General features: G+C 50.1%; 32 protein-coding genes and 1 pseudogene. All 33 read right to left on the reverse strand.

The features are described from left to right. Positions 1–5 precede the first annotated feature (5 nt). Positions 6–437, reverse strand: coding sequence for a hypothetical protein (locus GZH47_RS33610; protein WP_162645965.1), 432 nt, complete (start codon positions 435–437; stop codon positions 6–8). After that, positions 437–3,907, reverse strand: coding sequence for a DNA polymerase III subunit alpha (locus tag GZH47_RS33615; protein ID WP_162645966.1), 3,471 nt, complete (start codon positions 3,905–3,907; stop codon positions 437–439). The genes GZH47_RS33610 and GZH47_RS33615 overlap by 1 nt, the downstream gene beginning before the upstream one ends. 111 nt (positions 3,908–4,018) lie before the next feature. Beyond that, positions 4,019–4,246: pseudogene (locus GZH47_RS33620) on the reverse strand (extracellular matrix/biofilm biosynthesis regulator RemA family protein); the annotation flags it as partial. After that, positions 4,237–5,121 (reverse strand): PD-(D/E)XK nuclease family protein, encoded by an 885-nt coding sequence (locus GZH47_RS33625; RefSeq protein WP_162645968.1) that lies wholly within the window; start codon positions 5,119–5,121, stop codon positions 4,237–4,239. The gene GZH47_RS33625 and the pseudogene GZH47_RS33620, both read right to left, overlap by 10 nt. Before the next feature lie 69 nt (positions 5,122–5,190). After that, positions 5,191–5,433, reverse strand: coding sequence for a hypothetical protein (locus tag GZH47_RS33630; RefSeq protein ID WP_162645969.1), 243 nt, complete (start codon positions 5,431–5,433; stop codon positions 5,191–5,193). Continuing rightward, the gene (locus tag GZH47_RS33635) at positions 5,421–6,245 is read right to left on the reverse strand and encodes a hypothetical protein (protein WP_162645970.1); all 825 of its coding nucleotides are present in this window, start codon (positions 6,243–6,245) and stop codon (positions 5,421–5,423) included. Before GZH47_RS33635 ends, GZH47_RS33630 begins: the two co-directional genes overlap by 13 nt. Continuing rightward, positions 6,205–6,810 (reverse strand): RusA family crossover junction endodeoxyribonuclease, encoded by a 606-nt coding sequence (locus GZH47_RS33640; RefSeq protein WP_162645971.1) that lies wholly within the window; start codon positions 6,808–6,810, stop codon positions 6,205–6,207. Before GZH47_RS33640 ends, GZH47_RS33635 begins: the two co-directional genes overlap by 41 nt. Positions 6,811–6,820: 10 nt before the next feature. After that, positions 6,821–7,270: a hypothetical protein gene (locus tag GZH47_RS33645; protein ID WP_162645972.1), complete on the reverse strand. Its 450-nt coding sequence runs from the start codon at positions 7,268–7,270 to the stop codon at positions 6,821–6,823. A gap of 180 nt (positions 7,271–7,450) precedes the next feature. Then, positions 7,451–8,353, reverse strand: a complete 903-nt coding sequence (locus GZH47_RS33650) for a S8 family peptidase (protein ID WP_162645973.1) — start codon at positions 8,351–8,353, stop codon at positions 7,451–7,453. A 47-nt stretch (positions 8,354–8,400) separates the two neighbouring features. Then, positions 8,401–8,829 (reverse strand): hypothetical protein, encoded by a 429-nt coding sequence (locus tag GZH47_RS33655; RefSeq protein WP_162645974.1) that lies wholly within the window; start codon positions 8,827–8,829, stop codon positions 8,401–8,403. A 16-nt stretch (positions 8,830–8,845) separates the two neighbouring features. After that, positions 8,846–9,580 carry a PD-(D/E)XK nuclease family protein gene (locus GZH47_RS33660; RefSeq protein ID WP_162645975.1) on the reverse strand — a complete coding sequence of 245 codons (735 nt, stop codon included), beginning with the start codon at positions 9,578–9,580 and terminating at the stop codon, positions 8,846–8,848. Continuing rightward, positions 9,546–10,019, reverse strand: coding sequence for a hypothetical protein (locus tag GZH47_RS33665; protein WP_162645976.1), 474 nt, complete (start codon positions 10,017–10,019; stop codon positions 9,546–9,548). The genes GZH47_RS33660 and GZH47_RS33665 overlap by 35 nt, the downstream gene beginning before the upstream one ends. Further along, positions 10,010–10,309 (reverse strand): hypothetical protein, encoded by a 300-nt coding sequence (locus tag GZH47_RS33670; protein ID WP_162645977.1) that lies wholly within the window; start codon positions 10,307–10,309, stop codon positions 10,010–10,012. Before GZH47_RS33670 ends, GZH47_RS33665 begins: the two co-directional genes overlap by 10 nt. Then, positions 10,300–10,590, reverse strand: coding sequence for a hypothetical protein (locus tag GZH47_RS33675; protein WP_162645978.1), 291 nt, complete (start codon positions 10,588–10,590; stop codon positions 10,300–10,302). Before GZH47_RS33675 ends, GZH47_RS33670 begins: the two co-directional genes overlap by 10 nt. Continuing rightward, positions 10,578–11,147, reverse strand: coding sequence for a hypothetical protein (locus GZH47_RS33680; protein ID WP_162645979.1), 570 nt, complete (start codon positions 11,145–11,147; stop codon positions 10,578–10,580). Before GZH47_RS33680 ends, GZH47_RS33675 begins: the two co-directional genes overlap by 13 nt. Positions 11,148–11,371: 224 nt before the next feature. Further along, positions 11,372–11,803 (reverse strand): pyrophosphohydrolase domain-containing protein, encoded by a 432-nt coding sequence (locus GZH47_RS33685; protein ID WP_162645980.1) that lies wholly within the window; start codon positions 11,801–11,803, stop codon positions 11,372–11,374. Positions 11,804–11,813: 10 nt separating this feature from the next. Then, a complete protein-coding gene (nrdF, locus tag GZH47_RS33690; protein WP_162646004.1) occupies positions 11,814–12,821 on the reverse strand; it encodes a class 1b ribonucleoside-diphosphate reductase subunit beta in 1,008 nt (335 codons plus the stop codon). A 10-nt stretch (positions 12,822–12,831) separates the two neighbouring features. After that, a complete protein-coding gene (nrdE, locus tag GZH47_RS33695) occupies positions 12,832–14,919 on the reverse strand; it encodes a class 1b ribonucleoside-diphosphate reductase subunit alpha (protein ID WP_162645981.1) in 2,088 nt (695 codons plus the stop codon). Next, positions 14,897–15,259, reverse strand: a complete 363-nt coding sequence (nrdI, locus tag GZH47_RS33700) for a class Ib ribonucleoside-diphosphate reductase assembly flavoprotein NrdI (protein ID WP_225446656.1) — start codon at positions 15,257–15,259, stop codon at positions 14,897–14,899. The genes nrdE and nrdI overlap by 23 nt, the downstream gene beginning before the upstream one ends. Positions 15,260–15,398: 139 nt before the next feature. After that, positions 15,399–15,680 carry a histidine kinase gene (locus tag GZH47_RS33705; protein WP_162645983.1) on the reverse strand — a complete coding sequence of 94 codons (282 nt, stop codon included), beginning with the start codon at positions 15,678–15,680 and terminating at the stop codon, positions 15,399–15,401. 1 nt (position 15,681) lies between these two features. Then, on the reverse strand, positions 15,682–16,167 hold the full coding sequence (locus tag GZH47_RS33710) for a hypothetical protein (RefSeq protein WP_162645984.1): 486 nt from the start codon (positions 16,165–16,167) through the stop codon (positions 15,682–15,684). A 4-nt stretch (positions 16,168–16,171) separates the two neighbouring features. After that, complete coding sequence (locus GZH47_RS33715) at positions 16,172–16,411, reverse strand: hypothetical protein (RefSeq protein ID WP_162645985.1); 240 nt, start codon at positions 16,409–16,411, stop codon at positions 16,172–16,174. A gap of 2 nt (positions 16,412–16,413) precedes the next feature. After that, on the reverse strand, positions 16,414–17,028 hold the full coding sequence (locus GZH47_RS33720; RefSeq protein ID WP_162645986.1) for a hypothetical protein: 615 nt from the start codon (positions 17,026–17,028) through the stop codon (positions 16,414–16,416). 12 nt (positions 17,029–17,040) lie between these two features. Further along, the gene (locus tag GZH47_RS33725) at positions 17,041–17,385 is read right to left on the reverse strand and encodes a hypothetical protein (RefSeq protein ID WP_162645987.1); all 345 of its coding nucleotides are present in this window, start codon (positions 17,383–17,385) and stop codon (positions 17,041–17,043) included. A gap of 20 nt (positions 17,386–17,405) precedes the next feature. Beyond that, on the reverse strand, positions 17,406–18,377 hold the full coding sequence (locus GZH47_RS33730; RefSeq protein ID WP_162645988.1) for a hypothetical protein: 972 nt from the start codon (positions 18,375–18,377) through the stop codon (positions 17,406–17,408). Positions 18,378–18,380: 3 nt separating this feature from the next. Continuing rightward, positions 18,381–18,932 carry a hypothetical protein gene (locus GZH47_RS33735; RefSeq protein WP_162645989.1) on the reverse strand — a complete coding sequence of 184 codons (552 nt, stop codon included), beginning with the start codon at positions 18,930–18,932 and terminating at the stop codon, positions 18,381–18,383. Between the two features lie 12 nt (positions 18,933–18,944). Continuing rightward, positions 18,945–19,277, reverse strand: coding sequence for a hypothetical protein (locus GZH47_RS33740; RefSeq protein WP_162645990.1), 333 nt, complete (start codon positions 19,275–19,277; stop codon positions 18,945–18,947). 59 nt (positions 19,278–19,336) lie between these two features. Beyond that, positions 19,337–20,419: a DnaB-like helicase C-terminal domain-containing protein gene (locus GZH47_RS33745; protein WP_162645991.1), complete on the reverse strand. Its 1,083-nt coding sequence runs from the start codon at positions 20,417–20,419 to the stop codon at positions 19,337–19,339. A gap of 240 nt (positions 20,420–20,659) precedes the next feature. Next, the gene (locus GZH47_RS33750; protein ID WP_162645992.1) at positions 20,660–21,745 is read right to left on the reverse strand and encodes a primase C-terminal domain-containing protein; all 1,086 of its coding nucleotides are present in this window, start codon (positions 21,743–21,745) and stop codon (positions 20,660–20,662) included. Next, the gene (locus tag GZH47_RS33755) at positions 21,742–22,449 is read right to left on the reverse strand and encodes a hypothetical protein (RefSeq protein WP_162645993.1); all 708 of its coding nucleotides are present in this window, start codon (positions 22,447–22,449) and stop codon (positions 21,742–21,744) included. The genes GZH47_RS33750 and GZH47_RS33755 overlap by 4 nt, the downstream gene beginning before the upstream one ends. 32 nt (positions 22,450–22,481) lie before the next feature. Continuing rightward, positions 22,482–23,729: a hypothetical protein gene (locus GZH47_RS33950; RefSeq protein WP_192043676.1), complete on the reverse strand. Its 1,248-nt coding sequence runs from the start codon at positions 23,727–23,729 to the stop codon at positions 22,482–22,484. Between the two features lie 180 nt (positions 23,730–23,909). After that, positions 23,910–24,182 (reverse strand): hypothetical protein, encoded by a 273-nt coding sequence (locus tag GZH47_RS33765; RefSeq protein WP_162645994.1) that lies wholly within the window; start codon positions 24,180–24,182, stop codon positions 23,910–23,912. A 1-nt stretch (position 24,183) separates the two neighbouring features. Then, a complete protein-coding gene (locus GZH47_RS33770) occupies positions 24,184–24,705 on the reverse strand; it encodes a phage holin family protein (protein ID WP_162645995.1) in 522 nt (173 codons plus the stop codon). Position 24,706: the final 1 nt, after the last annotated feature.

Below are 24,706 nucleotides of genomic sequence, written 5' to 3' on the forward strand. Positions count from 1 at the left end.
GAATGTTACCTCCAGGGTCTCATCGAAAGGCCGGTTCTGCCATCTTGAGTGTTGTAGTTAAAGACAATTTTTTTGAACGAAAATTTACGTAAGGAAAACGGAAGCGGCCCGTTGTCCATGTTTATTCTCAGCTGCAATGGCATAAGGCGTTTCAACACGCAGCTCTCAAATCGATATATGAAGCCGCCCTTTCTGAAGAAAAGCTCGAAAGGTGTCTTTTGATTCAGGCAGCGTCGCACAAACTCATCTTCATGCTCGACGTTGGTGAAACCGGCAGCAACAGAGGCTTCTCCCTTATTCCGATCGTCGCTATGTTCACGCACCCACATCTCGAGCTCCATGTCGAAGCCGGATATGGTTATCGTTGCACGGGTAAAGCCATGTTTATCAATGGCGTTCTTGGCCACAAGATCAATATAGTTGGCGATCATCTCCATTAGGCGATGTCCACCTCCCACTTCTCGTTGTCCCTGGTCATGATTGTCAGTGAGTCGCAGACCAAATCATCCTTCTGTTTCTTGCCGACCACTTGTACTTTGATGTTTTCCCGCAGCGCATCCCCATGCTTATTGATGATCTTTGAGAACACAACAACCTTGCGGACATCCTCCGCTGTGTTAATCCACATCTCAGCGTACTTGTTCCCTTTTTTGGAGGTCAGCACGTCGTATTTGAAGACAACGCCGGTCATATGGACATCCGTTTTACCTTCCGGAATTTGATCCCATCTGGACTTGATCGTAACTGATGTGCCAAGGAGCTCCCGCTCGTAATCGAGGATGTGCTTCTTGTTTGTCTGCGCCGAGATTTCTTCCCACTTCTTGTCGCCCTTTGACTGCAGGAACGTCCGCAGCAGCTGGTTGCGTCCCTTGTTAATGGAATCGAAAGCGCCAACCTTGATTAGGTTAACGACCTTGGTCTTGTTGACCTTCACGCCGTTTGTGAGGAACACGAGCGCTTCAACCGATTCATATGGTCGCTTGCTAATGATCTCCTCCACCGTGTCCGAGCTGATGCCGGCAATACTGGCCAGACCATACCGGATGTAACCGATGCTGTCGTCACCGAAATCAATGTTCTCTTTACGCTCCGGTGTCCAGGAGGCATTTGAGCGGTTGATGTCCGGCGGCAGGATCTTGATCTTCATCTCTTCGCATTCCTTCATGTAGATGACGTTCTTAGGAATGTTCTCCTTCTTCTTGCCCTCAGAAATGGTCATTAGAGCGGCCATAAACTCAACAGGGTAGTAAGTCTTCAGCCACGCCGTTTGAATCGATAGCTTGGCGTAGCAGGCGCTGTGCGCTAGGTTAAAGCAGTAGTCGCCAAACTTTACCCAGTCAGCTTTGATTTTCAGCAGCGCTTCCTCAGAGAAGCCACGATTTACGGCGCCTTCCAGGTGCGGAACCTTCATGTATTCCGGATCGTACTTGATAATAATTTCGGATGGCACGTCGTCTTTATTGGCATAACTGGCAACGATCTCTGCGACCTTAGCACGGTCTTGCTTGTACCATTCGCTACCGTAGATCATAAGATCGATCCATTTGCTCATGATGTCGTGCTTCTTCTTTGAAATCCCTTTACGCAGAATGTTTGACTGGCCACGGGTGAATCCTCCGAGTCGAATCGAGGCCTTCATGATCTGCTCCTGGTACGTCCAAATGCCGAACGTATCCTTCAGGATCTCTTCAAGTTCCGGCACTGGATAGACAATGCGTTCACGGCCAAATTTGCGATTGATGTAGGACGGAATCAAGTCCATAGGGCCTGGCCGGCCAAGCGCCACGATGACGGAGATGTCATCAAAGCTGGATGGCCTCATCTCCTTGATAATCCCTTGATACAGATCGCTTTCGCATTGGAAAATGCCAGCTAGGTTCAGGGCCTGGTACACATCTTGATAGACCTTCGGATCATTGAGATCGATATCGTCAATGTCTACTACGCCCCAGATGCCGGCATATTCCATGGTCAGCTTGATGACATCGAGCGCATCAATTTTCAGGATATCGAATTTGACCAGCAATTTTTCGATCCATTCCATATCGAACATTGTCGTTTCAAGTGCATCTTTATCAAGCCGCAATGGGACACGCTTCGTAATCTTATCTGGTGACAGAACGATGCCGCCGGCATGTGTTCCGACATGATCGATGTGCCCCTCGAGTTTTCTGGCAGCCTTCCACCAATCCGGGTACTGATCAGCATAAACCTTAACCATTGGCGTATTGACGTCATTGTAGGCCTGCTCGAGCATCGACCGCTTATCGCTGTACGTGACCAGCGCACGTTCGGATATCGATTTGGCGAATCCATCTTGTGTATCCAAGTCAAAGCCGAGTGTCTTACCGACTTTCCGAATAGCGGAGCGAGCTGCCAGTGTGCCGATCGTACCGATTTGCGCCACACGATCGATACCATATTTTTCTTTAAGATACATCTGCACGGCACGGGCGCCGGCATAAGAGAAGTCAATGTCGATGTCCGGATATTCCGCCCGTTCTGGATCGAGGAAACGCTCGAACATCAGATTGTGCTTGATCGGATCCAGCGTGGTGATCTGAATGCAATAGCAGACGAGTGAACCGGCGGCGGAGCCACGTCCTGGTCCAACGAGGTATCCGTTGTTCTTCGCCCACTGGATGAAGTCGGCAACGATTAGGTGATAATCGGCAAAGCCGAGTTTATTAATGACCCCAAGCTCATATTTGAGCTGCTGGGAGTATCGTTCAATTTGAGCTGAAACATCAGCGTACTTCATGGCCTTTTGGAACAAGCCGTTCCAGGCCATCTTCTCAAGAAGCTGCTCGCTTGTCTCATCCCCATTGATCGGATAACGTGGCAGCAGCGGCTTGTCAGGCAGTGAGACATTGACGAGCTCAGCGATCTTGTATGTATTGGCGATCGCTTCTTCATCATTCCAATTCTCACGGATCTCTTCTTCGGACTTCATCCAGAACTCATGCGCATACCGCATCCGGTCTTCATCGTGGATGCATTTACCGGTCGAGGAAGCCACAAGAATATCATGAATATCATAATCGTCTTTTTGTGCGTAATGCACATCAGTCGTGAGGATCTTCGGCGTATTGGTTTCAATAGCGAGTTGATCCAGCAGGGCGTTCAGCCGCACCTGGTCAGGGATCATTGTTGCTTGTTTTTCGAGGTAGAACGAGTGAAACGTTTCTTTGCATTCCTGAATGAACGCTTTAGCTTCATCCATCCTTCCTGCGAGAGCAAGACGGCTAAGCCAACTACCCAAACAAGCAGAAGTAGCAATAATATTGGCCCCAAGATTATGGCTGCGAATGAAAGAAAGATCAGTGCGAGGGTCAGAATAAAAGCCATTGATATGAGCATCGGAAACAATTTCATACAGGTCCTCCAGCCCTTGATTGTTTACGGCAATCAAGACGAGATGATAGTTGTCATACAAGAGATAATCATAGATTTCTTCACGGAACTCAGCGATCTTCTGCTCGTCAGCCGTCTTGCCCTGGTGAATCGTGAATAGGTCCTCCTGGACATTCATGATCCAATCCATCAGCAGCGTGCGAGCTTCGGTTTCGAAGTCCTGCGGATTACGTTCGATATGTCGAATGAACTGCTTCAAGGGCTTGTCCTTCAGATTATATTTCTCCAAGAGTGCTGTGCGCTTCTCTTTGAGAAACTCCCCTTTAAGAAGACGATCCTTGGTCATGTATGCTTCACAACCAGGGATCGGTTTAATGCCTTGTTTGAGGCAAGAAGATATAAAATCGGGAATGGCCCCACACACACCGTGGTCGGTAATTGCCAGCGCAGGGCTTCCGATTTCTTTTGCTCGTTCGACCAGTTCATGCACTTGCGATAAGCCATCCAATGCAGAATGTTCGCTATGCACATGCAGATGAACGTGTATACACATGAAAGCCAACCCCTATTCTTCCGACGAACCTCCACCGATTACTTCAAGTCCAGGCACCATCAAAGGTGCTGCAATAATCCGGGCCGTATGTTCATCTCTCATTTTCTTGATGCGTGTTACGATCGTCGTAGCTTGTACAGCTGCACCCACCAAAAGAGTTTGGTTCAAGCTGGACGTGACAATGACGGAGCGGGTTTTCTTTCCCTGCGTAAGGTCGATGAAGCGGCCGGAGTCCTTCGCCTCTTTCATCAGGCGCTTGATCGGAGAAGAATCCGGGCGGCTGATCGTGATGATTTTTTCGACCTCTACAAAATTATTAAATCCAACGTCTACGAACATTCCATATTCCACCTTTGTGTGTATTGAGTAACCAGCTCATTTTTTCTCGTCACTTCTCGAACTAAGTCACCATTGGTGGAACCTTCAAGTACATCTGGAATCGGATCGCCCTGCTGGATGGCTGCGATAATTCGCAGCACGTCTTGGTAGATTTCGCTTCCCATATTGAATGGGATTGGATACCTCACAGCTCCATCTTGTCTCGTTGCACCGGCGTGACAGTAGATATTGTAAGGGCATTGCGCACACTTGTAGTTGCTCGGCGTATATCCTTTTTCAATCGCCGGCAGCCTGCGTTGTTGCGCCATTTCTATCAAGCGATGAGCCTTGTTCATGAGTTGCTGACCCAGCGCCGGATCGTACTCCAGCTCGTATTCCCAGACCTCTTGGGTGTCTTTGTTTTCCACGAAGATGATTCCTTTTTTGATCCCGGTCAGGTGCATGTAGAACGTGAGCTGTGCTCGGTGTTCCTTCTTTGGTAAATTGTTCTTGACCATCCACTCAAAGCTTTTGCTGAATGCACTTTTCAGCTCGACCAGGTAATCCTCTCCGTGAGGGTTTGCGAAGCTGCGTATTTTTACCCAAGCATCCGTGTGGCCGCTGATATTCTCCAGCTCAATCCTCATTTCCGCTTGAACCAAGATCCCCATATCCTCGAACATCTTTTCGTAACGATGGTGCATGCCGTGGCCGTTATCGAAGATCCGCATGAGCTGCGCATCATTGGCCTCTTTGGGCACCATGATCATGTCGAAAACGATGCGCCGGTCACACATGCCGATTGTGCTTGGGTGAAGCTTGCCTCTCATCGGCCGGTTCCCGTCTTTTTGTGACTCATGATAGTAACTCTTGATCATCGGCTCCAGTACGCCCATTCCATCATTCCCTTGACGTAATGCATTACATATTTATTATACTGGTGAAAACAAGAGAAATCAAGAGAATCAAGGAGTTCCGATGAGATTATCTTGCTCTTTTGCGGCTTTCTTGAAGTTTGCGAATGTTTGGTTCGTGTGCAGGTCGATGGCCTGGTACATGGCCACTGGATAGAGCACGTTTTTGACCTGCAACGCCAGTCCGGATTCATGCATTTTGATCTCGTCTTGATCTACATTGCAGGGAGTGAAGAACAATTCGCCATTACGGGCAAGCGCACCAATACGTGTAACTCGATTCATCTTAGCCATTTTATTTCTCCTCGCTTTCTCATGTCACGGAAATGCTCCACCAGATCCCGCCGCACCTTTCCGATGTAAACCGGGTTATAGCCGATATCCCGTGCGATATCCTTGTCCTTGTAGCCACATTCATAATATTTGACGAGCACCCGGCGCTGCATGTAAGACAGGTCCTTGAACAGATCCCCGTTACCATAGCCATTGAACCAGTTCTCATTGTTCAAATCATCCTGAATATCGGGGTCCAGCTGCAGCGGGTTCTCAATTGTATCCATAAGGGAATCAACAAACGGTACACGTTGTCCAGCCTGCATCATGTCAGAGTATGTAGAGCTGGAATCACTGGCGTCGTACATTTTGGCATCGATATGATGCTTGAGGCGGTACCGGAAAGTTTTGTAGACGTATCGCTGGAATCCTGCGCCTTGATCAACATAATCTTTGGCGCAGCCAAGGAAGATCATGACGAGCTCATTGTACAAGTCGTCATACGGTATGAAGTCCTTTATCTCGGAGTCCCTATAGTCGAGCGGGATTCGTGCCCAATCGTAGTCCTCAAAGACTTTTACGATCAAAGAAAGCATCCGGTAGGCGGCGGCCCGTGCTTCTGCACTTTGATACTTGGGCCCACGCCGCAGGCTTTTCACATGCTCCGGATTGCGAATATAGCAAGACATGAACTGTCGGATGTCATAGTTTTCAAAATCAATATGTTTCTTCCGAAACAGCATGTAATATTTCAGTATGAAATACTTATAAGCTGCTACCAGGTCATCGGATTTACCCGACGCCTGGTAGGCTTTGATTAACTCGTCGCTCATCAACCATCATCTCCTGGCCATATAGCCGCTGCTGCAGGATCTCGTCCTCATCAGCCTTGCGGTAAATGTAAAGCTCGAAGAATGGCTTTTCGCCCGGAGCGACCGTTTTGAAGTCCATGACCCTCGGCAGCGCAAAGTGGTCGTCATCGTAGATGATTTTATTCAATGCGTCCATCAGCAGCTTGAATACGTTATTCGTGTCCCGGTCCCGGCTCTCGTCAGGGAAGTGAGCGATCATCTCGACGACGATCTTCTCCTTCTCAGTCATCTGCCAGGCTGTGTCGTGCGCCCACATAGAGGCCAGTGCCTCCCACTTCTCTTTCAGCGCCTCAGCCGGCTTTGAGAGCCTGCGGCCGCCCTTGCCAGTATGAACGTAGATATGATTGACACTCGGGTATACCCCCGCATCGCCACTCTCTTCTTTATGAATGATCCAGACTTTTTCCTTGACGGAAGCCTCCTTGCCTTTGAGCATTTTCTTCACGGTATTGCCTTCGGCGTCCCGCTTCACTCTCACGCCTCGGAACTTGCCATACATCATCATTGGTAGCATTAACGGCTCCATGTCGATCCCCCTATCGCACAGTGATATTCATTTGTGGAATCAGGGCCATGGTGATCACGACAGCCTCGCCAATGAATTGGCCGCCCGGCGCATAGCGCTTGGTGTAATTCATGTCTTTCGCAGCATACTGCTCGGAATTGATCTGGTACTCTTCTTTGGCGAATTTAAGCATCGTGGCTTCGATCAGTGCGTCACGGGTCAGGTTGACCATATCTTTCATGCGCAGCTCGTGCCAGTCGCTCTCCTCTTCTTCCAGCAGCTTGTTGATCGTGTCGCAGTATTCTTCATACGAGAGGCGGCATTTACTGCCAAGCTCGTCGAACTTGTCCGGCTCGAGGGTAAGCTCGATCGTCTTGATTCCGCCCTCCTGCCGCTCGCTCAAGCTGACAAGCTTACTGTTTTGCTCCATCTCGTGGGTCTGGCTTTCCTTCATGAAATTCTTCTTTTTTCCGACCGACATCTTTCGCATCTCCTTTCTGTGCCAATCCTTCTTGTATGATCCCTTTTCCGAGATCCTCAACGATGTTTACCATCCGTTTCATTCGATCACCATCCCCCTGTGTAATGCATTACACAAAATCATTATAGCACATTATGGCAGAAAAAAAAGAGGGATTTCTCCCTCTAGCTCGTGAAATCTTTATTTTCCTAGCAATTTCACAAGATTGATCAATCCAGCGCCGTAAAGATCGTCTTTCCCATTCGATCCTAAATCGACAACCGCTTTGACCACAGCCTGGTGAACCTGCTCAACCGGCGGCCGCACGATGCCCTGCTTCTTCAACAGCGAAAGATATAAGGCAATTGCCCCGGCGATGACCGGTGTTGCCATGCTGGTCCCCGACAGCTCAGCATACTGGCCAGTCGGATACGTGCTGTAAATCTCCACGCCCGGAGCCATAACCTCATTCTTCATTCCATAATTGGAGAAGGTGGCCCGCTCATAGGTAAGGTCCATCGCCGATACGGCAACTACCTCGTCGTACATGGCCGGCCAGCCAACGCTGCGGTTCTCATTGCCGGTTGCAGCCACCAGGAAGATTCCAGCTTCGTGCGCCCGCTTGACAGCCTCGTGCATGGCCGCCGGCGGCTCCTCGCTGCTGCCCAGGCTCATGTTGATCAAATCCACGCCCTGAGCAATGGCCCAGTCAATGCCCCTGACGATCGCCTCAAAGGATCCGCTGCCGTTGTCTCCGAGCACCTTGGCGATATACAGCTCCGCATGCGGCGCCACGCCGATCATGCCGATCCCGTTATCAACGCCCGCAATGATGCCGGCAACGTGGGTGCCGTGCCCTTTCTTGTCTACGACGCCATAAGGCGACCCGGTAAAGTCCATGGCCGCCTTGATATTGCCCTGCAGATCCGGATGCGTCGTGTCCACACCGGTATCCAGAATAGCGACCTTGACGCCTTCTCCTTTTGTCTTCTTCCAAGCCTGCTGCGCCATGATTGCGTTCAAGCCCCAGTCGATCAGTTCTTGCCCGGCTGAAGCGGGAAGAATGTTCTCGACGGTTACGTCTTGAGTGAAAAGTTGATCCATTGGACCCTCCTTGTTTTTCACCCTGTCCCTTTGGTTATTGTAACACATTACATCCTCATAAGGTATATGAGTAAGGAACCGACGGCAACACCCAGCACAAGAGGCAATACCCCCTTGAGGAAGACTCTGAGAATTACTGCGTCATTCCCTTCGTACATGACACGGCCCATTGGCCGTATCGGCAGCCTGGAGACGTAATGCTGAAGCTGGCTGCCGTCTTCTCCGGCATATTCCTTCTTGAGTCGTATTAGGTGGACATCATTGTTGGCCATGTATCGGACCTCGCTACAGAACTCCTCGTAATCGCCATTGTGGCGGCGCTTTTCCCACTTTTTTTCAACTCGCTCACGGCAGGTCTTGATGATGGATTCGGCATGCGCATGTATCATCACATCGATCGCCCGGCGATCCTCATACCGCACGTAATCCTTAAATACGCCTTTGCGTATTTCAATATACTCAGCTACCAGCTCCACCCGCTCACCTCTTCCATTACGACCACTCCATGCAATAGTTTTTGGCTGGGCATTTATCGCAGGCATACGACTCTCGTGGATAGTAATAGCCCTTCTCCATGTGCTCCTTAAAAAGTCGGACCTGTTTGTATAGGCGCTGATAGTCTTTGCGACGCCGCTCCACATAGGCATTGGTGCCGAGCTTCAGATACTCCAGGCACATGCTGTCTGCTTCTCGATTGAACATAGAGTGGAACCCGATCGCCTGCAGTGTAAGCGCCATGTCGGTGCGGTTCCAGAACTCGTCTTGCTTGTGGTTAGACGTCTTGAAATTAACGATCTCCATGCCTCGTGTCGTATTCCGGATCAGTGGAATCTTCCCGGTGATGAAGAGGTCTGGTCCGAAAGGGATCCTGAACTCTGTGTTGACGGACACGACTTCGTCCGGCACGTACCGCTGCTTCCGGTGGAAGCTGGCCAGCATGCCAAATGCATCGAGTTCCCGCTTCCGCTGCGACTGGCTGCTGTCGAACTTGATGTTCAGCACCTTGCCTCCGTACCAGAGACTGGTAAATTTCTGCTTCATCGACTCCATGGAAAGCATTTTGTCTTCCTTGAGCTTCATGTAAAAATAGGAGATCGTCATCAGGACCGCCTCCCTGAGCCCGTCGTTTTCTGACATCTGCATGTTGGGTACCCGGTCAACGTGCGTGAGCTTGAACTTGAGCCCACACGACTTAAAATCGTACAGTTGGTCGATCGTAATCTCCAAGAATATCTCCCCCTTCTTTTTTCGACCACCCCGGCCCCCGGAGTGCCTTCATCCAGTTCGGCTGGTAGCCTTTAAAGTAAGGCTGCTTCGCCTTTTCTGCTTTCCTCTTCATCGAATCCATAGACAAGATCTCTTCGATCATTTGCTCGTCACTGATCCGTTTCCCTCGATGATCAGCGAAGTATGTGGACAGAACAATCGTGCCGATCTGAGCTGACTCTTGGATATCGACCATGATGAATCGATTAGCTGGCAGATAATCCTGCTCCAATTTCTTCAGGGCAAAGTTGATTTGCTCCTGCATGAGTTGCCGATTCTGGTTCGTGTTCGGCTTATGTTTGTAATGGCTTGTGGCCATCTCGATTGTATCGCTTGCGATCTTTAGGATCTTGGCCAAACGGTCATAGGATCGATTCAGGTATGAAGCGACTAACTCCATGCGATCATTCGCCCTCCTTCGTCTACACTGAACTTCACGTCCATGTCGATGTTTCCGGATCGATCATACTTGAAGTCCAAGTGGATGAAGCCGCCATATCCGATCTCTTGGATCACGGCCTCTACCTTCTCCTCCACCTCGCCGATATATTCACTCGTAACGACCCTCGTCTTCATGCGCAGCTCCAGCATCGCCTTGCTGTAAGCCACTCGGATTAGCTGGATCTGATCCTCTGAGGGATGTCCAGGACGAGGCGGATTGATTTCTAAATAGCGGTTGGCTAACTCCATGGTGACACCTCCCTGCATACAAACGCCTTGTATTGGATATCGACTATGGCGTGATCGGAAATCGGATACGCAAATCGAATGCAGTGACCAAGAACCTCATAATCAGTTTGCATGACGCCATTGACATAGGCGGTGACGCTGCCATTCTTCGGCGTTTTCTGCAGCCAGAACTCCCCTTGCCAGTCAGATGGCTCGAAACGATCTGCACAGCTGCATATTTCAAAGATGAACTGCGGCTCATCAAATGTGCGCTGAACAAGATACTCCTCTACGAGCTCCATTTGCGTTTCCCTCTCTGATTCTCAAAGAAGTCACGCATCCGTGGTGGCTTTGGATCCTCTTCGTCTTTTCTCCGCTCCGACCGGCTACGTGGATCACGGTAGGTATCCAAGCAAGCCATATAACACACTACCTGCTCCAAGCGTTGGGTCAACTCTTCTGGCGCAAAGTTATAATTACAGAAGGTTATATAGTATCCGATTTCTCTATAATGGCGCATATTGTGATCATCGATCTTCTTTTGTAATTGCTTCTGCTCTTTCTCATAGCCTTTGGCTAGCTGTTCCAGGTAAGCGGACACCAGCTCTACCTTCCGTCGCTTCTTAATCTTCTTTCTCTTCTTCGGCCTGACCACGGCCTGGTGATATTGGCTAATAAATTCTTGGGAGTACGGATTGTATGGAAAGGACCATTCCTGGACGCTAAAGTCATTCGCCGGCATAACTTTCCCTGACGTATCCATACCCATAATCATTTCTTCAAGTGTATCGGCCGTCAGCGTGCCTCTTCCAATGATTACGACCGGCTCAAAACCGTTATAGGCATTTACGAGATCCATGGCGCCTCCTATGCGAATAGCTGCGGCAGTTTGCGGATTTCTTGCATGCGCAGATAGGCAGCCACCAATTCAATGGGATTCTTTATCACAGGTCGTGGTGTCGATGTAAATGTGTATTGCGTGCCATTTGTTGAGTATGTATACCGCTTCCAAGGTGTCCCTCGGTGCGGCATGTGATGTCGTTTAAAATAGGCGAGTGCAAGTTCCATACTGGCATTTCCTCCTTAGCCCATCTGGCGAGTGATGGCTGCTTGAAGTTTCGGATAGGGATCTTCCCATCCGTCTGGCTTTTTCACTTTTCCGTCTTCCTTGTAATGCGGCTTGCCGTCTGGCCAGAGCTTGCTCATGTTGGCATGCTGCACGATGTCCATCAGCTCTTGCGGTCGGACGCCCATCTCAACAAGGGTGCCGACTGCGAAGTAGATGACATCGATCATGGCGTCAGCCTGATCAACGACATTATCGGACTCCTTGAACTCCTGGACCTCTTCTTGGATCCAGCTCATCCGCTTCTCGGTGCGATCGGCGCTCAGCATCGTCGGCTTGTCCATAGCCGGGTGATTGAAAGCCAACTGGAAGGCTCGAACCTGCTCATAGGTAAGGTCCAGTCCGTTAAGCACGGTGCGGTCTTGATAAGCTCCTACTAATTCGCTCATAGATATCCTCCTACATTCGGCGCAGCTTGAGGCGCTCGTTGACTCGATCGAAATCGGCTTTGGTAATTGGCTGAACGTTGGCTTTCTTGTATACGCCCTTCTGGCTGAAGAAGTCATGCGTGATGAACTCTGCGATCTTGGACGTTGCGTTCATAACAATGACATTGATATGTTCTTCCGGAAAATAGTCGTCGAAGCCAAGGTTCTGCATGGCACGGTTTGCGTTATAGCGTACATACGCTTTAACTTCATACGCCAGGCCGAGCTCTCCATAGATCTCTTCGGTATAAGCCATTTCAATCTCATGCAGCTCCTCAAGGAGCGCATACATGGTTTTCTTCAAGCGGCTCTGTACGTCTTCATCGAAACTTTCAAACAATTCTTGCGCAAGCAATCCGATGAAGCTCCCGTGGACGGCTTCGTCCCTCAAAATCAGGTTAATAATCTCCGCCGAATTCGTCAGCATCGCTTGGCCATCAATCCCGCCGCCGGCCAAAAAGAGTGGCAGGAAGAAGCCGGAATAGAACAAGTAGCTTTCAAGGAAAACCGATGCCACCATGGCCAGCCAGAGATCTTCATCCGTCTTGATGCGGAGATAGATCTTTTGGATAATCCGGGCTTTCTTCTGAAGAAGCGGGTGGTTCTTGACCCAATCCTCCAGCAGCCAATCGATGTAGGAGCCGTCGGTAATGAGTGTTGTGAAAATCGTACTGTAGCTCTTGGCATGCATGTGCTCCATCATGGCCATGAATCCGGCGACGGATTTTCGTTTGAGCTCCTTGATGTGGATGGCAAGCTGCGACATGCCGACATTCGCCTGTATAGTATCAAGGAACGTCAGACCTGCCAGGGCAAAGGCGTAAGCTTCTTGAAGCGCTTTGTCCATCTTCTTCCAAACCTTGATGTCATCGGATGGGACGAACTCGGTATCGATCCAATTCTGCCGGTTGTTTTGCTCCCAGAACGTCTCGGTGAAATGATCGATCTTCCGGTTCCAGTTCACGGCATGTTCGATCATTTGAATATCGTTAAACGGCACAAGCTTCACACTCCTCTTTAGCCAATTCACGGGACCGTGTGTAGTACAGGCTCTTTAGCCCCTTCTTGGCAGCGTAGACGTAATACATTGCAAGCTCGTTCGTTGGAATATCAGAGTCCACGAAAAGGATGCAGCTGATCGCTTGGTCCACATGCACCTGTGCAGCGGCCACAATATCGATCAGATTAAACATGTCCATCTTGTATGCGCTCTTGTAGGCGAAGTGATTCTGCCTGGACAGGTGCGGCATTGGATAATATGTTTTGGATTTTTCATAAGCCCGTGTCTCCACCTGGTCTGTAATTGGCATAAACCCTTGGGTACTGTTTTGGATATAGGAAATACTTTGGGTCGGCGCCCCGGCAAGACGGTAGCTATGGTAGATACCGTGCTTAATGACTTCGCCCTTCAGCCATGTCCAATCTTCTGGTCCCGGCAGTCGCTGCGATCCGAACAGCGCTTTGACACGGTCCGTCGTTGGGCGGTAATCCGTTGTCAGGTAATGATCGAAGTAGCTGCCGTCAGCGTAGTCACTTTTCTCAAACCCTTCGAATGTCTCGCCAAGTTCGATTGCGATCTCCATGGAGCGCTTCAAACTGTAATAGTTCATGGCATTGTAGAAGGCCGTAACGAATTCCAGTGCATAGTTGCTCTCATAACCAATCAGCTGGCTGGCCAGATAGCCGTGCAGGTTCATAAGTCCAAGACCAACGCTGTGCATTTCACGATTTGCTTTCGCTACACCAGGAGCGTTCTTGACGTTCGAGAGGCGTACCACGTCGGTCAACATATCCATGCCGTCGTAAACCGACTCTTCGATCGCTTCGTCAATCATGACGTTGTAGGCATTCAAGGAGCCGAGGACGCAGTTAATGTCTCTGCGGATCGTATGCTTCTTGCCCCAGTCATTGATCTCTGACACTTCGATCAGCTGCATGATCTCTGTGCAGAGATTCGAGAACGAGACATTACCGAGATTACGAAGCGGGTGGAACTTATTCGCATTCGTTTGATACATGAGATACGGGTAGCCTGTTTCGACCTGCTGCTTGGCGATTTCGTTCAGATAATCGACCGTGTCCTTCGGTTCGCTTTTCCGGATGTTCTCATTGGCCACCAAATCGTAGTACATCTTGTCGAAGTCCACGTCGGTCATTTGGATGCCGTACTCTTTCTTGATATCGTAAGGGCTGAATTGATAGAAGTCTTCGCCACGTTCAGCAAGCTCAAAGAAGATGTGCGGCACGACAAGTCCTGTCGAAAGTTTCTTCAGGCGAATCTTCTCATCGGCGTTATGCTTCTTGGAATGCAAGAGCATGTCAGCGTCCAGGTGGAAGATGGACACGTAGCCCGCCCCGCTGCCGTTACGCTGCCCCATTTGATCCCAGGCGGAGAAAGTATCCTCCATGAGCTTGGCGACGACCATGATGCCCTTTGCGGCGCCCTCGTAGCCTTGGATCGGATCGGACATGGCCCGGAGATTCGAGAGATTGACGGACACTCCACCGCCGACCTTGGAAAGCTGTCCGCAGCAGTTGAGCACGTAGTTGATACTGTTGAGCGAATCATCAGCGATCAGCAAGAAGCAAGACACCAGCTCGCCTCTGCGGGCACGGCCAGCGTTCATGTAAGAAGGCGTCGCCGGCTGGTAACGCTGCTTCATGAGCGTCGCAATATAGCGGCGAGCACGATCCATGCGGCCGGCTGCGTAATACAGCGCCACGATCGTGTTATGATCCTCGTAGGTCTCAAGATATTGCTGCTTGTTATTGGTCATCAGTGCATAGTCCTGATAGAACTTGCTGATCGCCATAAAGCTCTTGAAGCCGAAATTGAAAGAGCGAGCAAGGTTGTGGATCTCTAAGATATCCTCCATGCTGTATTCCTTCAGCAGCTGCTTGTAATAATATTTGTGCCTGACCAGCCACTTGAAGCGTTGCTCCGGCGTTTTGAATTTCTTCATTTTCGAATTCACTTCGGCCTGGAACTTCCATATCGCATCTTGATCATGCTCCAGTTGATAAAAGCCGTCTTCGTGCTTTTGCAGAATCATGTTATTCGATTCGATGTAACTCAAGATCACTCACCCTCTCCAAAAATTTTTCTACATCACTTGGACTACCGGCAAGCTCAAATCGATGGAGAACCGGCACATGGTAGCGGGCAGCAATGACATCCGCTGCATGTGCGAATTTCGGCCAGTTCCGACTCCCACTAGCCGCAATGCCTCGCAGCATGCTGCGATTGCGATCAAGGAATCGCAGCATGTCCTCCGGGGCTTCTCCAAAGCCACATGTATATGTGACTGCCACAAAGGGTTCGTCGATGATTAATCCATCTTCGATTTCCCTTATCGGCAGTCCGAGCTTATTGACAAACCGCCTCACCTTTCCGGTGAAACTGTTAAAGACAACCATCACGAAACCACCCTCCGTGTAATGCGTTACACTAAAACAATGGTAACTTTCATTTTAGAATAGAAAGAAAGAATATTCAAGCTATTGACAAATTAAAAACCCCAACACTCAAGATGTTGGGGTTATGGTTATGAGTCCTCTACGAGTTCGTGTTGCCGATTCTTGGTTGGCCGGTCGGGCCTTCGTTGGCCTTCATAGCATCAAGAACGACGTAGCTGGATTTCTGTAGAACTGCGGCCGCCCCCAAGTGCTCGATAATTGCCTGGTTGTTCCGGACGACGAGCTTGGCTTGAGGTGACGGATCATTGATGATCTTGTTGATCTTATGAGCCACTTCATTGCAGAGCTGGTCCAGCACATCCTCGAGCTTCAATCCTTCCGGATTTTCTGCCCCCATTAAGATTGGCTTCACCGTCATCACCTCACAGAGCCACTTCGATAAAGTCGAAGCGCACAAGTTGATTGGCAAGACCGACGATGAATCCAGGCTGGCCCATCTTCGGCTCCAGCGACTTGGACGGCGACTTTGGACCTTCATGGCCTTCAATCATTTGCACAAGCGCATCGACCATCTGCGAGTTCAGGCCGTCGCCGAATTGGCGTACCACGGTGGCAGCGGTAATCGGGTGCAGGTATTTCATGTCTTCCGGCAGCGAGTTGAGCGCAATATCCTGGAACAGGATGGCGCACAAGATCATGTCTCGGAACGGGCCGCCGGTTCCTTCCTTGGCGAGCAGCATGTTCACGATCTTGAATACTTTTTTGGTATAGTTTACGAGTTGCTCGTCCTGGTAAAAGGATGGCTGCGCATTACCAATCACGTTCTCAGCAAGCACCTTGATATCTGCAGAGATGATTAGCTCCAGCTCCGGTCGAAAGATTAAATGCGCTTCATTGACTTGTATCATAGCTTTATTGTCCCCTTTGTTTGTTGACTTCTTCTTGATAGCAGCTAACATGGCATTTGTTCGCAATCTCCAAATCTAAGTACCTCATCCAAGCCCCGTTGTTTCCCGGCGGGGACTTGCTGCTTGGCTCCTTTACATTACGGCCGCAGAGCCGGCAGTACACCGGCGCATCCACGGCTTGTAATGTTTGCTGCATGGCGATCTGCGTGAAGCTCATTTGACCAAAGCTCTTGTTCTTTGCCATGATCACATCGGCTCCTCGGGCCCATCCATCCAGATGGCATTAACACCAGACTTGGTTGGTTTGATGTCCGTCAGTTTCCGCTTGCCCTGTCCTACTCCGTCAATGAAGTAATCAAACTGATTTCCAATAAACGGGCGCATAGGTTCGAAATCGATCTTGTCGGCCGCCTCGTCGTATCGGATCATTGTGCCGTCCGGCAGTTTGATCTTCTCGATAAAGCCCTTGTTCTCTTCCACATGCTTGTAGTGGACCTCGAACCTACCGGCGTCCAGATCGATTCGCTCCCGGCGGATCATCATATTCAGAGCCTGCTCGGTATGCAGTTCCCGCTTACAGAGGCTGCCCTCTTGCGTCAGGACGCACGATCGGCATGCCATATGCGAAGAGTCATACGAGCGGCACTTGTAGCAGATAGGGCATTCCTGGAAGGCCGAGCAGACGCCATGCACTTTATGCCTCGGCATATTGAGCGGATCCCCGGTACTCAAGTTTACTCTCTTTCCTGGATTGATCTTCAGGCTCTTGCGCTGTTCTTCCTCTTTGTATTCTTCCACCAGGTCCTGACGCTTGCTGCGGGTCAGTCCCTTTTCATAAAAGCGAGTCTCGTCAAAGGCCATGTTGCATTCTCCTTACGCAATATCGTTATCAAAGCCAAGGTCGATCAGATCTTTAAGCGTCAGCGTGAGCTTGCGATCTTTGTTCGGATCTTTCTCCGCTTCCTCCAGTTTTATCTCCAGCTTTTTGTTTTCAGAATCGAGCTCGTCCATCTTGGCCGTCTTCTCCCGGATCTCGTTGACGACCTCAACCATGCGGCCTGTCGGTGGCTCACCTTTGATCTTTGGCAGCGAATTGTATTCCTGGTTCAGCTTGCCGAGCTGCGTGGATAGGCTCTTCATCTCCATCTTGTTCATGGAGATTTTGTTGCTCATTTGCTCCTCGATCTCAGCGAGGGTTTTGGATGGTCCGATTAACATGATCAATTCACTCCTCTTTCTTATTTGTAATACGTTACGTTAAAGTTGTCGATTAAGGTTTCAACAGCACCACTGGAAGTGTTGGCCCCTTCAAAGGTCAAGGTTTGTACCGAGAACGATGGATCGTAGGTGGTCGTCAGCTCGGTTTCATTGTAACGAACCTTCAGCGTCCCATTGCCGTCACCTTCTACCACCAAACGTGAAGGAGACAAGAAGAAGGTGCCGTCGTGCAGCTTGGTCAGATCAATCGGCAGGTTGTACTGCTTTGAGCTGTCTTTGCCATTCACCGAGAAAATGATGTAGTTTTGGGTGACATAGACGGTGCCGACGCCACTGGCATGAAGCATGAACAGCGTCTCGGTCATGTCGCTCACGGACTTCGGCGCTAAGTATACGTCAATGACGAAACGGCTATGATCCGGAATCGGCTCCGGAAGCGTCTGCTTGAAGTCCTGCAGATCGTAATACTTCTTGGCCGGCTCATAGATGGCCGTGCTGCTTTCAAAGCCTGGCGGATACTCGAACGTATCGAACGTCGCTGCCAAAAGCGTTTGCTGCACGACCGGAGGGACATACGATTGCTCCAGGCGGGCCAGGTTATTCCCCTTGAGCCCGGCATCATAAATCGGGCTGATTTGGGTGATATCCAGGCCAAGCGGATTGATGTTGGCCGTACTCGAGATCAGTCCGATCACCATGCTCTCTGCTGTGTTCTTGTTGTTCTTCGCCTCGAAGACCCATTTCTGGTGCGGCGCAAACCGGGTGCGGAGAAAGTCGATGTCATGCTTCGTATCGCCTTCTACTGGCGCATCGAAGTTGAAGGTGCCAAGCTTAAATTCGGACTTCTTCACGGCGTTATTCATAATCTCGGAGATCTTCATGTTGAAGATCAGCTCGATCTTGGTATTGTTCTTGACGTTGTAGCTGAGAACTTCGAACAGGCATTCAAGCCGGTGCGTCTTTTCCGTGTCGAAATAATATGAGAATAGCATCGATTAGTTCTCCTCCCGCTTCGTGATCGTCATCTGGGAGCTGTCTTTCCAGCTTGCCAGATCCGTGGCGATCGCTACTTCCACGCTGCCCTGTGGCTTAAATGTCAGCGCCTTGCTGGCCTCGTCGAACTTGATGTTGGTGCGAAGTCCAAAGCTGTGCGCCACAAAGCCGCCCAAACCGATTTCAATATTCGAGAGCTGCCGCATATGCGTTTGCATGTCATCCACCATTTGCTGGTTACGACCCCCGAGATCAGAAAGGATCTTCTCAAAATCAACCTTTAGCCCAAGATGCCGATCCAGCCGTGACTTGGCCGTTTCAAGTTGCTTTTGCTTATCGGGCGGGATGACCGGAAAGCCCGCAACCTCCGTCTCCAAGTTGCGGATGATCTGCGCCTGGTCCACGATGTTTTCTGTGTTCTTGGCGACTTCAGCCTTGTACGATTGAATGGTATCTTCCAATCGTACCTTCGTCTGAATCTCCCCGACCATCAAATTGCGCAGATACTTCTGCTGCTGTTCAGGTGTGCTGCTTTCTTGTATTACGAACTCCACTTGAATCCCTCCTTAAATGTTGAGCGAATGTTGATGATATTGGCTCTGCCGGCGCCGGCGCTTGCGGGCTACTTCTGCATCGGTCGGATGATACAGCCCGTTCTGGTTGATCTTCTGACGGCAGCGGCGGATGTCCTCCGGCGGCGTGGCATACACCATATCTTCCAGACTCACGCAGCTGTCATAAGTGCGCCAGTACAGATAGATCAGTACGTTGTCGCTGTTCCGAGCAGCCTCGTGCTCATGAAGCAGGCTCATTACCCGATCACCGATTGTTTTCAAGTCTCTAATCGGCTGGATGGATGCTGGTTCGCCAAACAGATCCACATTTTTAAATTGTTCCATGCTCTTCGCCTCCAGTGAAGAAGAATTTGATATATGAACTCCCTGCGGAGTTAATATCCCTATGCTTGATTAATCAGGGATGCGTATCGTCGGCAATCCTCGATTGGCGCCTCAACCGCATACGACCAGTCCGGCGTGAACTCATAGAACCGGGTTCCCTTGAAACTACCAAACTTGTTCTTGCCGATACGCATTTCAATAACGGGCATCTTGCGTTCCTCATCTTCGTTAATCCAATAGACTGCTGCATTCTCTTCCTTCACGCCTACATCGCTGTAGAGCAGGCAGATCAGGTTGGCCTCGTATTGAAGCTCGATGGTATCCTTCAAATCCTCGACGGTCGGCCGCTTGTTGCCGGTCTTACGAAGATGGGCAGTACACATGACAACTGCGTTGTAGGTGACGGTCCATTTCTTGAGCGCCTTGGCCACGTAGGTGTTTTTGGCGTCGCTGTTGTTAAACTTCTCGCTCTCGACAGTAATATCGTTGAACGAGTCGATGGCGATAACGATCCGTGTTCCCTCGGGCAGCGTCATGATGATGTCCTTAATATGCTGCTCCATACCTTCAAGAGAAGTAGTGTGATTCGAATCGAACATGCCGAACCTATCCGTGCGGCGAAACAAATTCTTGAGCCCTTCGTTGCGCTTTTCCAGGATGTCTTTTTGTTCAGAAAAGCGTTCCGGCATCTTGGCTTGGGCGATTGTAATCCGCTGATCACAGGCAATATAACGTGGCATCAGCTCGTTGTTGCTGTCATCAAGGGAATGATACGAGACATAAACCCGGTCATTCCGCTCGGCCATCTGTTTGCAAATCTGAAGCATGAGGGCAGATTTACCCACGTTTGGTGCTGCAGCAAAGAGGATAAGCCCCGGCTGAGCTCCGCCCTCAATCAATTCATCGAAGAGATCGAAGCCTGTAGCCAAGCCTCCTCGAGATCCCCTGCTCCATGCATAGTTGTCCATGCTTAGGATGTTCGCCACCATTTGCCGCTCAATGATATTGAGGTCCCGGCCGAATAGCGCTCGTTCATCGGTAATCATGAGGCGCTGCGGATTGTTTGGATCCTGCACGAAAACGCTGCTGTCCGTCCGCATCTGTTCATTCATCTGCCGCATTAAATCCTCGAAATTGCTCATTCTGACTGTCTCCTCCGGCGGGGTCGTCTTCACCCCTTGCGCATAGCTGCTTCCATACCTCGCCCTATTTCAGAAGTCACGTATGAATTCTGATGTAGATATGTAACGAGGAAGCGACCCTATGCGCAAGGGGAGCTGGCGAACTCCCCTCTATATGTTCACAGGAGGCGGAGCGGGTATGCGACGCCCACTCCTGTCTGGATACGTGATGGTACGTGATCCACACAGGAAAGGGCCTCGTTATCCGATGGCCTTCCCTCTAAATAATGGGCAATTCACTTTATCGCACACGCCGCTGGCTGCTTTGAATGTCTCGCACCCATAGCGATACTGGCCGTTAAAGACCGAATGCACGGTTGTTTCTACCTCCCGTGACGGCAGCGACGGAACGCAGTTTTCCTCACCCCATAGAACTAGGCGAGCAAGCGCCTCCTCCCTCTCCATCCCTTGTTGCATGAAGAAGCTGGCAAGTGCTGCGCATGCGTTGTTGCGGCCGTCAATAGTTTCCCGGAATGTTTTGTCCAGCATTGTAGTAATGCAGATCGGCAGCTCCTCGAGCTTGCGCATCCGGCCACTGAACTCTTTGCGGCTGTTGGCTCGATCTGTCCATGTCTTGATGTATTTCTCCAGTGCGAGCTTTGCCCGCTGCGAGAGCATCGGCGGCGGCTTACGGAGCTGCCTTGGCGACATGGCCAAATTTCGAATATCCTGCAATGACATGTTCGTAAGCTCCTGGTACGTGACCGGGATCTTGTAACGCTGGCCCTTGATGTTGAAGCTGTTGACCATACGGAACATCCGTTTATCGTCATACATCTTCGGGTCCATCGTGTCATGCAGGCAGTATTTTTTTATATCGTTAAAGATCTCTTTGTAAATCATGTTCAGCGAGTAGTGCGGCTGCAGGCCGAGCACGGCGGCATCCACGGTTAAATGGATCCCCTTCTGACCGGAAAAGTAGAGATTGACTTGGTCAGGCTCGACGGCCAGGATCAGCTTCAGATACCGCATCGCCACGCTTACGTCGAATTTGATCTTGTCGAAGTCGTCGTCAGTTTGAAGCGGGTAATCGAAATCAAGGTAGAAGTCTCCGTATTTCAGCGACTCTCCAGCATTGATCAGCCACTTCTTCTTATCATTTTGGTACCATACTGGGTTGATGTATTGCATCATGGTCATGTACACGCCGGCATTGTTGTACTTCTGCCGGAACTCGTCCACTTGCTGAGGTGTCATGTAGTGCTTCCGAGTGAACGTAAACTTGCTGTCTTTGACCCAAGGCAGATCCGCTCCACACTCCACGAATATGGCTGGCTGTTCGTTCATGCTTGATCCTTTCTTCGAATCACTCTATTGATCCCTACCTGCTTATGGGTGTTCTCTTTTTCACGAATAAACTCCAGCGCCTTGTCCATGTACCGCTCCAAGTCAAACGCATTGCGCAGCGGCGACAAATTCATTTCGGCCCGGCTGGACTTGGAGACATCAATGGCAAACAGGATCTCGTCGAGCCCGTAAATGCCAAGAAAATGTTTGAACTTGCCCTCGTCTTGCCGCTTCATATGATCATGCGGCGTGATTTGGCAGCTCGTATACCAGTAGTCCATAAGCTCCTTCATCGTAAAGCGCCTCTTCATTTCGAGGAAGAACGGCTCCGAATGACGGATCATTTGACCGGTTTCCGGGTCCATGCGCATCCGAACTGGCGGCGGCACCTCCCGCAGGATGTTGTGATAATAGAACACGTCAGGTTGCATGATGTTGTCGGGAGGCTGCTTGTTCACGAAGATCTCTTCCAAGTGATAAATCCTCGTCACCATGGATGGATACTCCTTGGCAAACTTCATGATTTCTTCTTGGATATCTTCGAGCGCCCAGCCACCGCTGATCAATCGTTCGATTGTTTTTATGGACTTGGCCACTTTATTTTCAATGTTGGCTGCAGATTGATTAACCTCTCTGACAAACCATTCTGCCAGTGCGAGGTTGGTACCGTCGGGGGCCGCCTTGCGGACCCCTTCGATTTCCATGTCCCATCGTTGATTCATGAGCTCATCCCCCTTTACACGGCGATGTTCATCAGATAATCATTCAGCCCTTTGAGATTTTCAGGGGTGATGTCTTTCATCGAAGCTTCGGAATTTTTCAGGTAATCCCGAATATACGAATTCATCTGCTCTTCCGACTGGATGTTGAGGCGGCCACGGTGCTCATGCATGCGCATCAATTCGCTTTGATTCCACTCAATCGGAACAGCGCTCGGCTGCGTTGCCTGCTGCTCCTGCGCCGATGCGGGCGTCATGGGTTGCTGAGCTTGTACGGGCGCCCCGTAGCTTTGAGGCTGTGCGGCGTATCCCTGCGGCTGTGCTTGTCCCTGTGGCTGCGCTGCGCCTTGTGGCTGTGCCATGAATGCTTGTTCTTGCGGCTGGCCATTTACCGGCTGCTGCTGATTAGGCATGTTCACTCGATCCCACTCTGCAGCTTCCGGTGTACCCTCGTTATGTGGGTTGAATGGATAGCTGTTCGGATTGGTCGCATCGAAGTTCCCATTAGCCTCCTGGTTCACATCCTGCGGCCATCCGCCTTGCTGCTGTTGCACTGGCAATTGCTGACCAGTTGGATACTGGTACACATTGCCGAATGCTTGCTGTTGTTGTGGCTGCTGATATCCTGGGTTCATATCATAAGCCTGCGGCTGTGCCTGCCACTGAGGTTGCGGCGTCCATGTCGGATCCGTTGCCGGAGACCACTGCTGCTGTTGGCCATTCGGATACGGAGCGGGCTGCTGCTGATATTGTGGCGCCTGTTGGAATTGGTAGTTTGGATCGCCCATCATTTGCTGGTACTGCTGCTCGTCATCCATCTCGACTTTAATCTTGGAGTAGATTTCTTCACCGACACTGAAGAGCGAAGCAGCCTTTTTGAAGGCATCAGATGCGGCCGCCTTGTATGCGGAGTTCTGGTTGTCCTTCCCACCAATAGCGATCTTACAGCCGTATTGTTCCCGCTGCCCAACGCCCGCTATGTAGAGCCAGCCTTTTACGTGATACACGTAGCCGTCGAACTGATAGCTGTTTGAAACTTTATCATGTTTGTAAACTTCTTCTCGCCACTCCCGCTCGATACCGAAGTCCCAATAAGAAACGCCTTCCACGGCGTGGTCAATGATCTGGCGCATAGTATTGTGGCCGAGGACCGGTTTACCCTTAGGGTCCTTCTCCAGCCACTCGTCCTTACACTTTTTCAATGTTTCTTTGATCTTCTTGATCTGCTCAAAATCCGGCAAATACTTCTCGATCGTCGGTCGCATGAATCAATCGCCTCCTGTTTCAATTCGCCATTTTATTATAGCCCGCATATGAGGGTGTTGCAATGATCATTATTGTAATGCGTTACACAATAATAATAACACCACCTTCAACAGTAATCAATGCCTAGACGCAAAAAAACGCAGGATATGTTGCGTATCCTGCGTTTTACTCTGTTTTTCTTACGTTTGCTTCTTCTTTGTGAAGATGCCGACGAGATTATAGAAATTAACCACGACGCCGATCGAACGTTCTGCAACGGAATGAACGAAGTCTTTGGAGATTTTCAGCTCGACAACTTTGCCGAGTTCATCATAGGTCATATCGACAGCTTCGAGAACGGCTTCTTTCTTCTGCTCGCCGTTACCTTCAACTTCAAAGGTCTTTACGAGCTCAGCGACCATGATCAGAATAGCCGGCGTAATCGTGAGGTATTGCACAGCAGCTTTAATCATATTAGACACTCTCCTCTTCATTTGGATCCGCAGTCCGGCGATTCCGAGACGTTTTGGATCTGGTTTGCTTGGCTTTGATTTCCGACTGAACCGAATTGATGATGGCTTTTGGAATCCACTTTTCCCATCCTGCCCGGACCGAGTTCGCTGTTAAGCTGTTCCAGGTATGAAAGATCAGGCCCGATGTTACGCCGTAGAAGAAAACGCCTGGTGTATGAAAGACGAAATCTAGCATGTTGGCGGCGGCCGGAAAACAGAGAATGAAAATTGTTCGAAGGATTCCGTTGATACCATATTCAGATGCATAGGTCCCATCCTTCCTGGAAGCTGCGATGCCGCTAATCCAATCCATGAAGATGAAAAATGCATAAATACCGATTAGCGACATCCTATCCTCCCCTGTCCCATAAATGGTTTCTGCGAACGATCCGATCGCAGCACCAGCGACACCAATAAAGATCTTCACAGGGGTAATGAAATTCTCAAAATCGAATGTTTTGTTCGACAAGAACCTTTGCATCATT

The sequence above is a fragment of the Paenibacillus rhizovicinus genome (assembly GCF_010365285.1).
In the GTDB taxonomy this organism is placed as follows: Bacteria; Bacillota; Bacilli; order Paenibacillales; family Paenibacillaceae; genus Paenibacillus_Z; species Paenibacillus_Z rhizovicinus.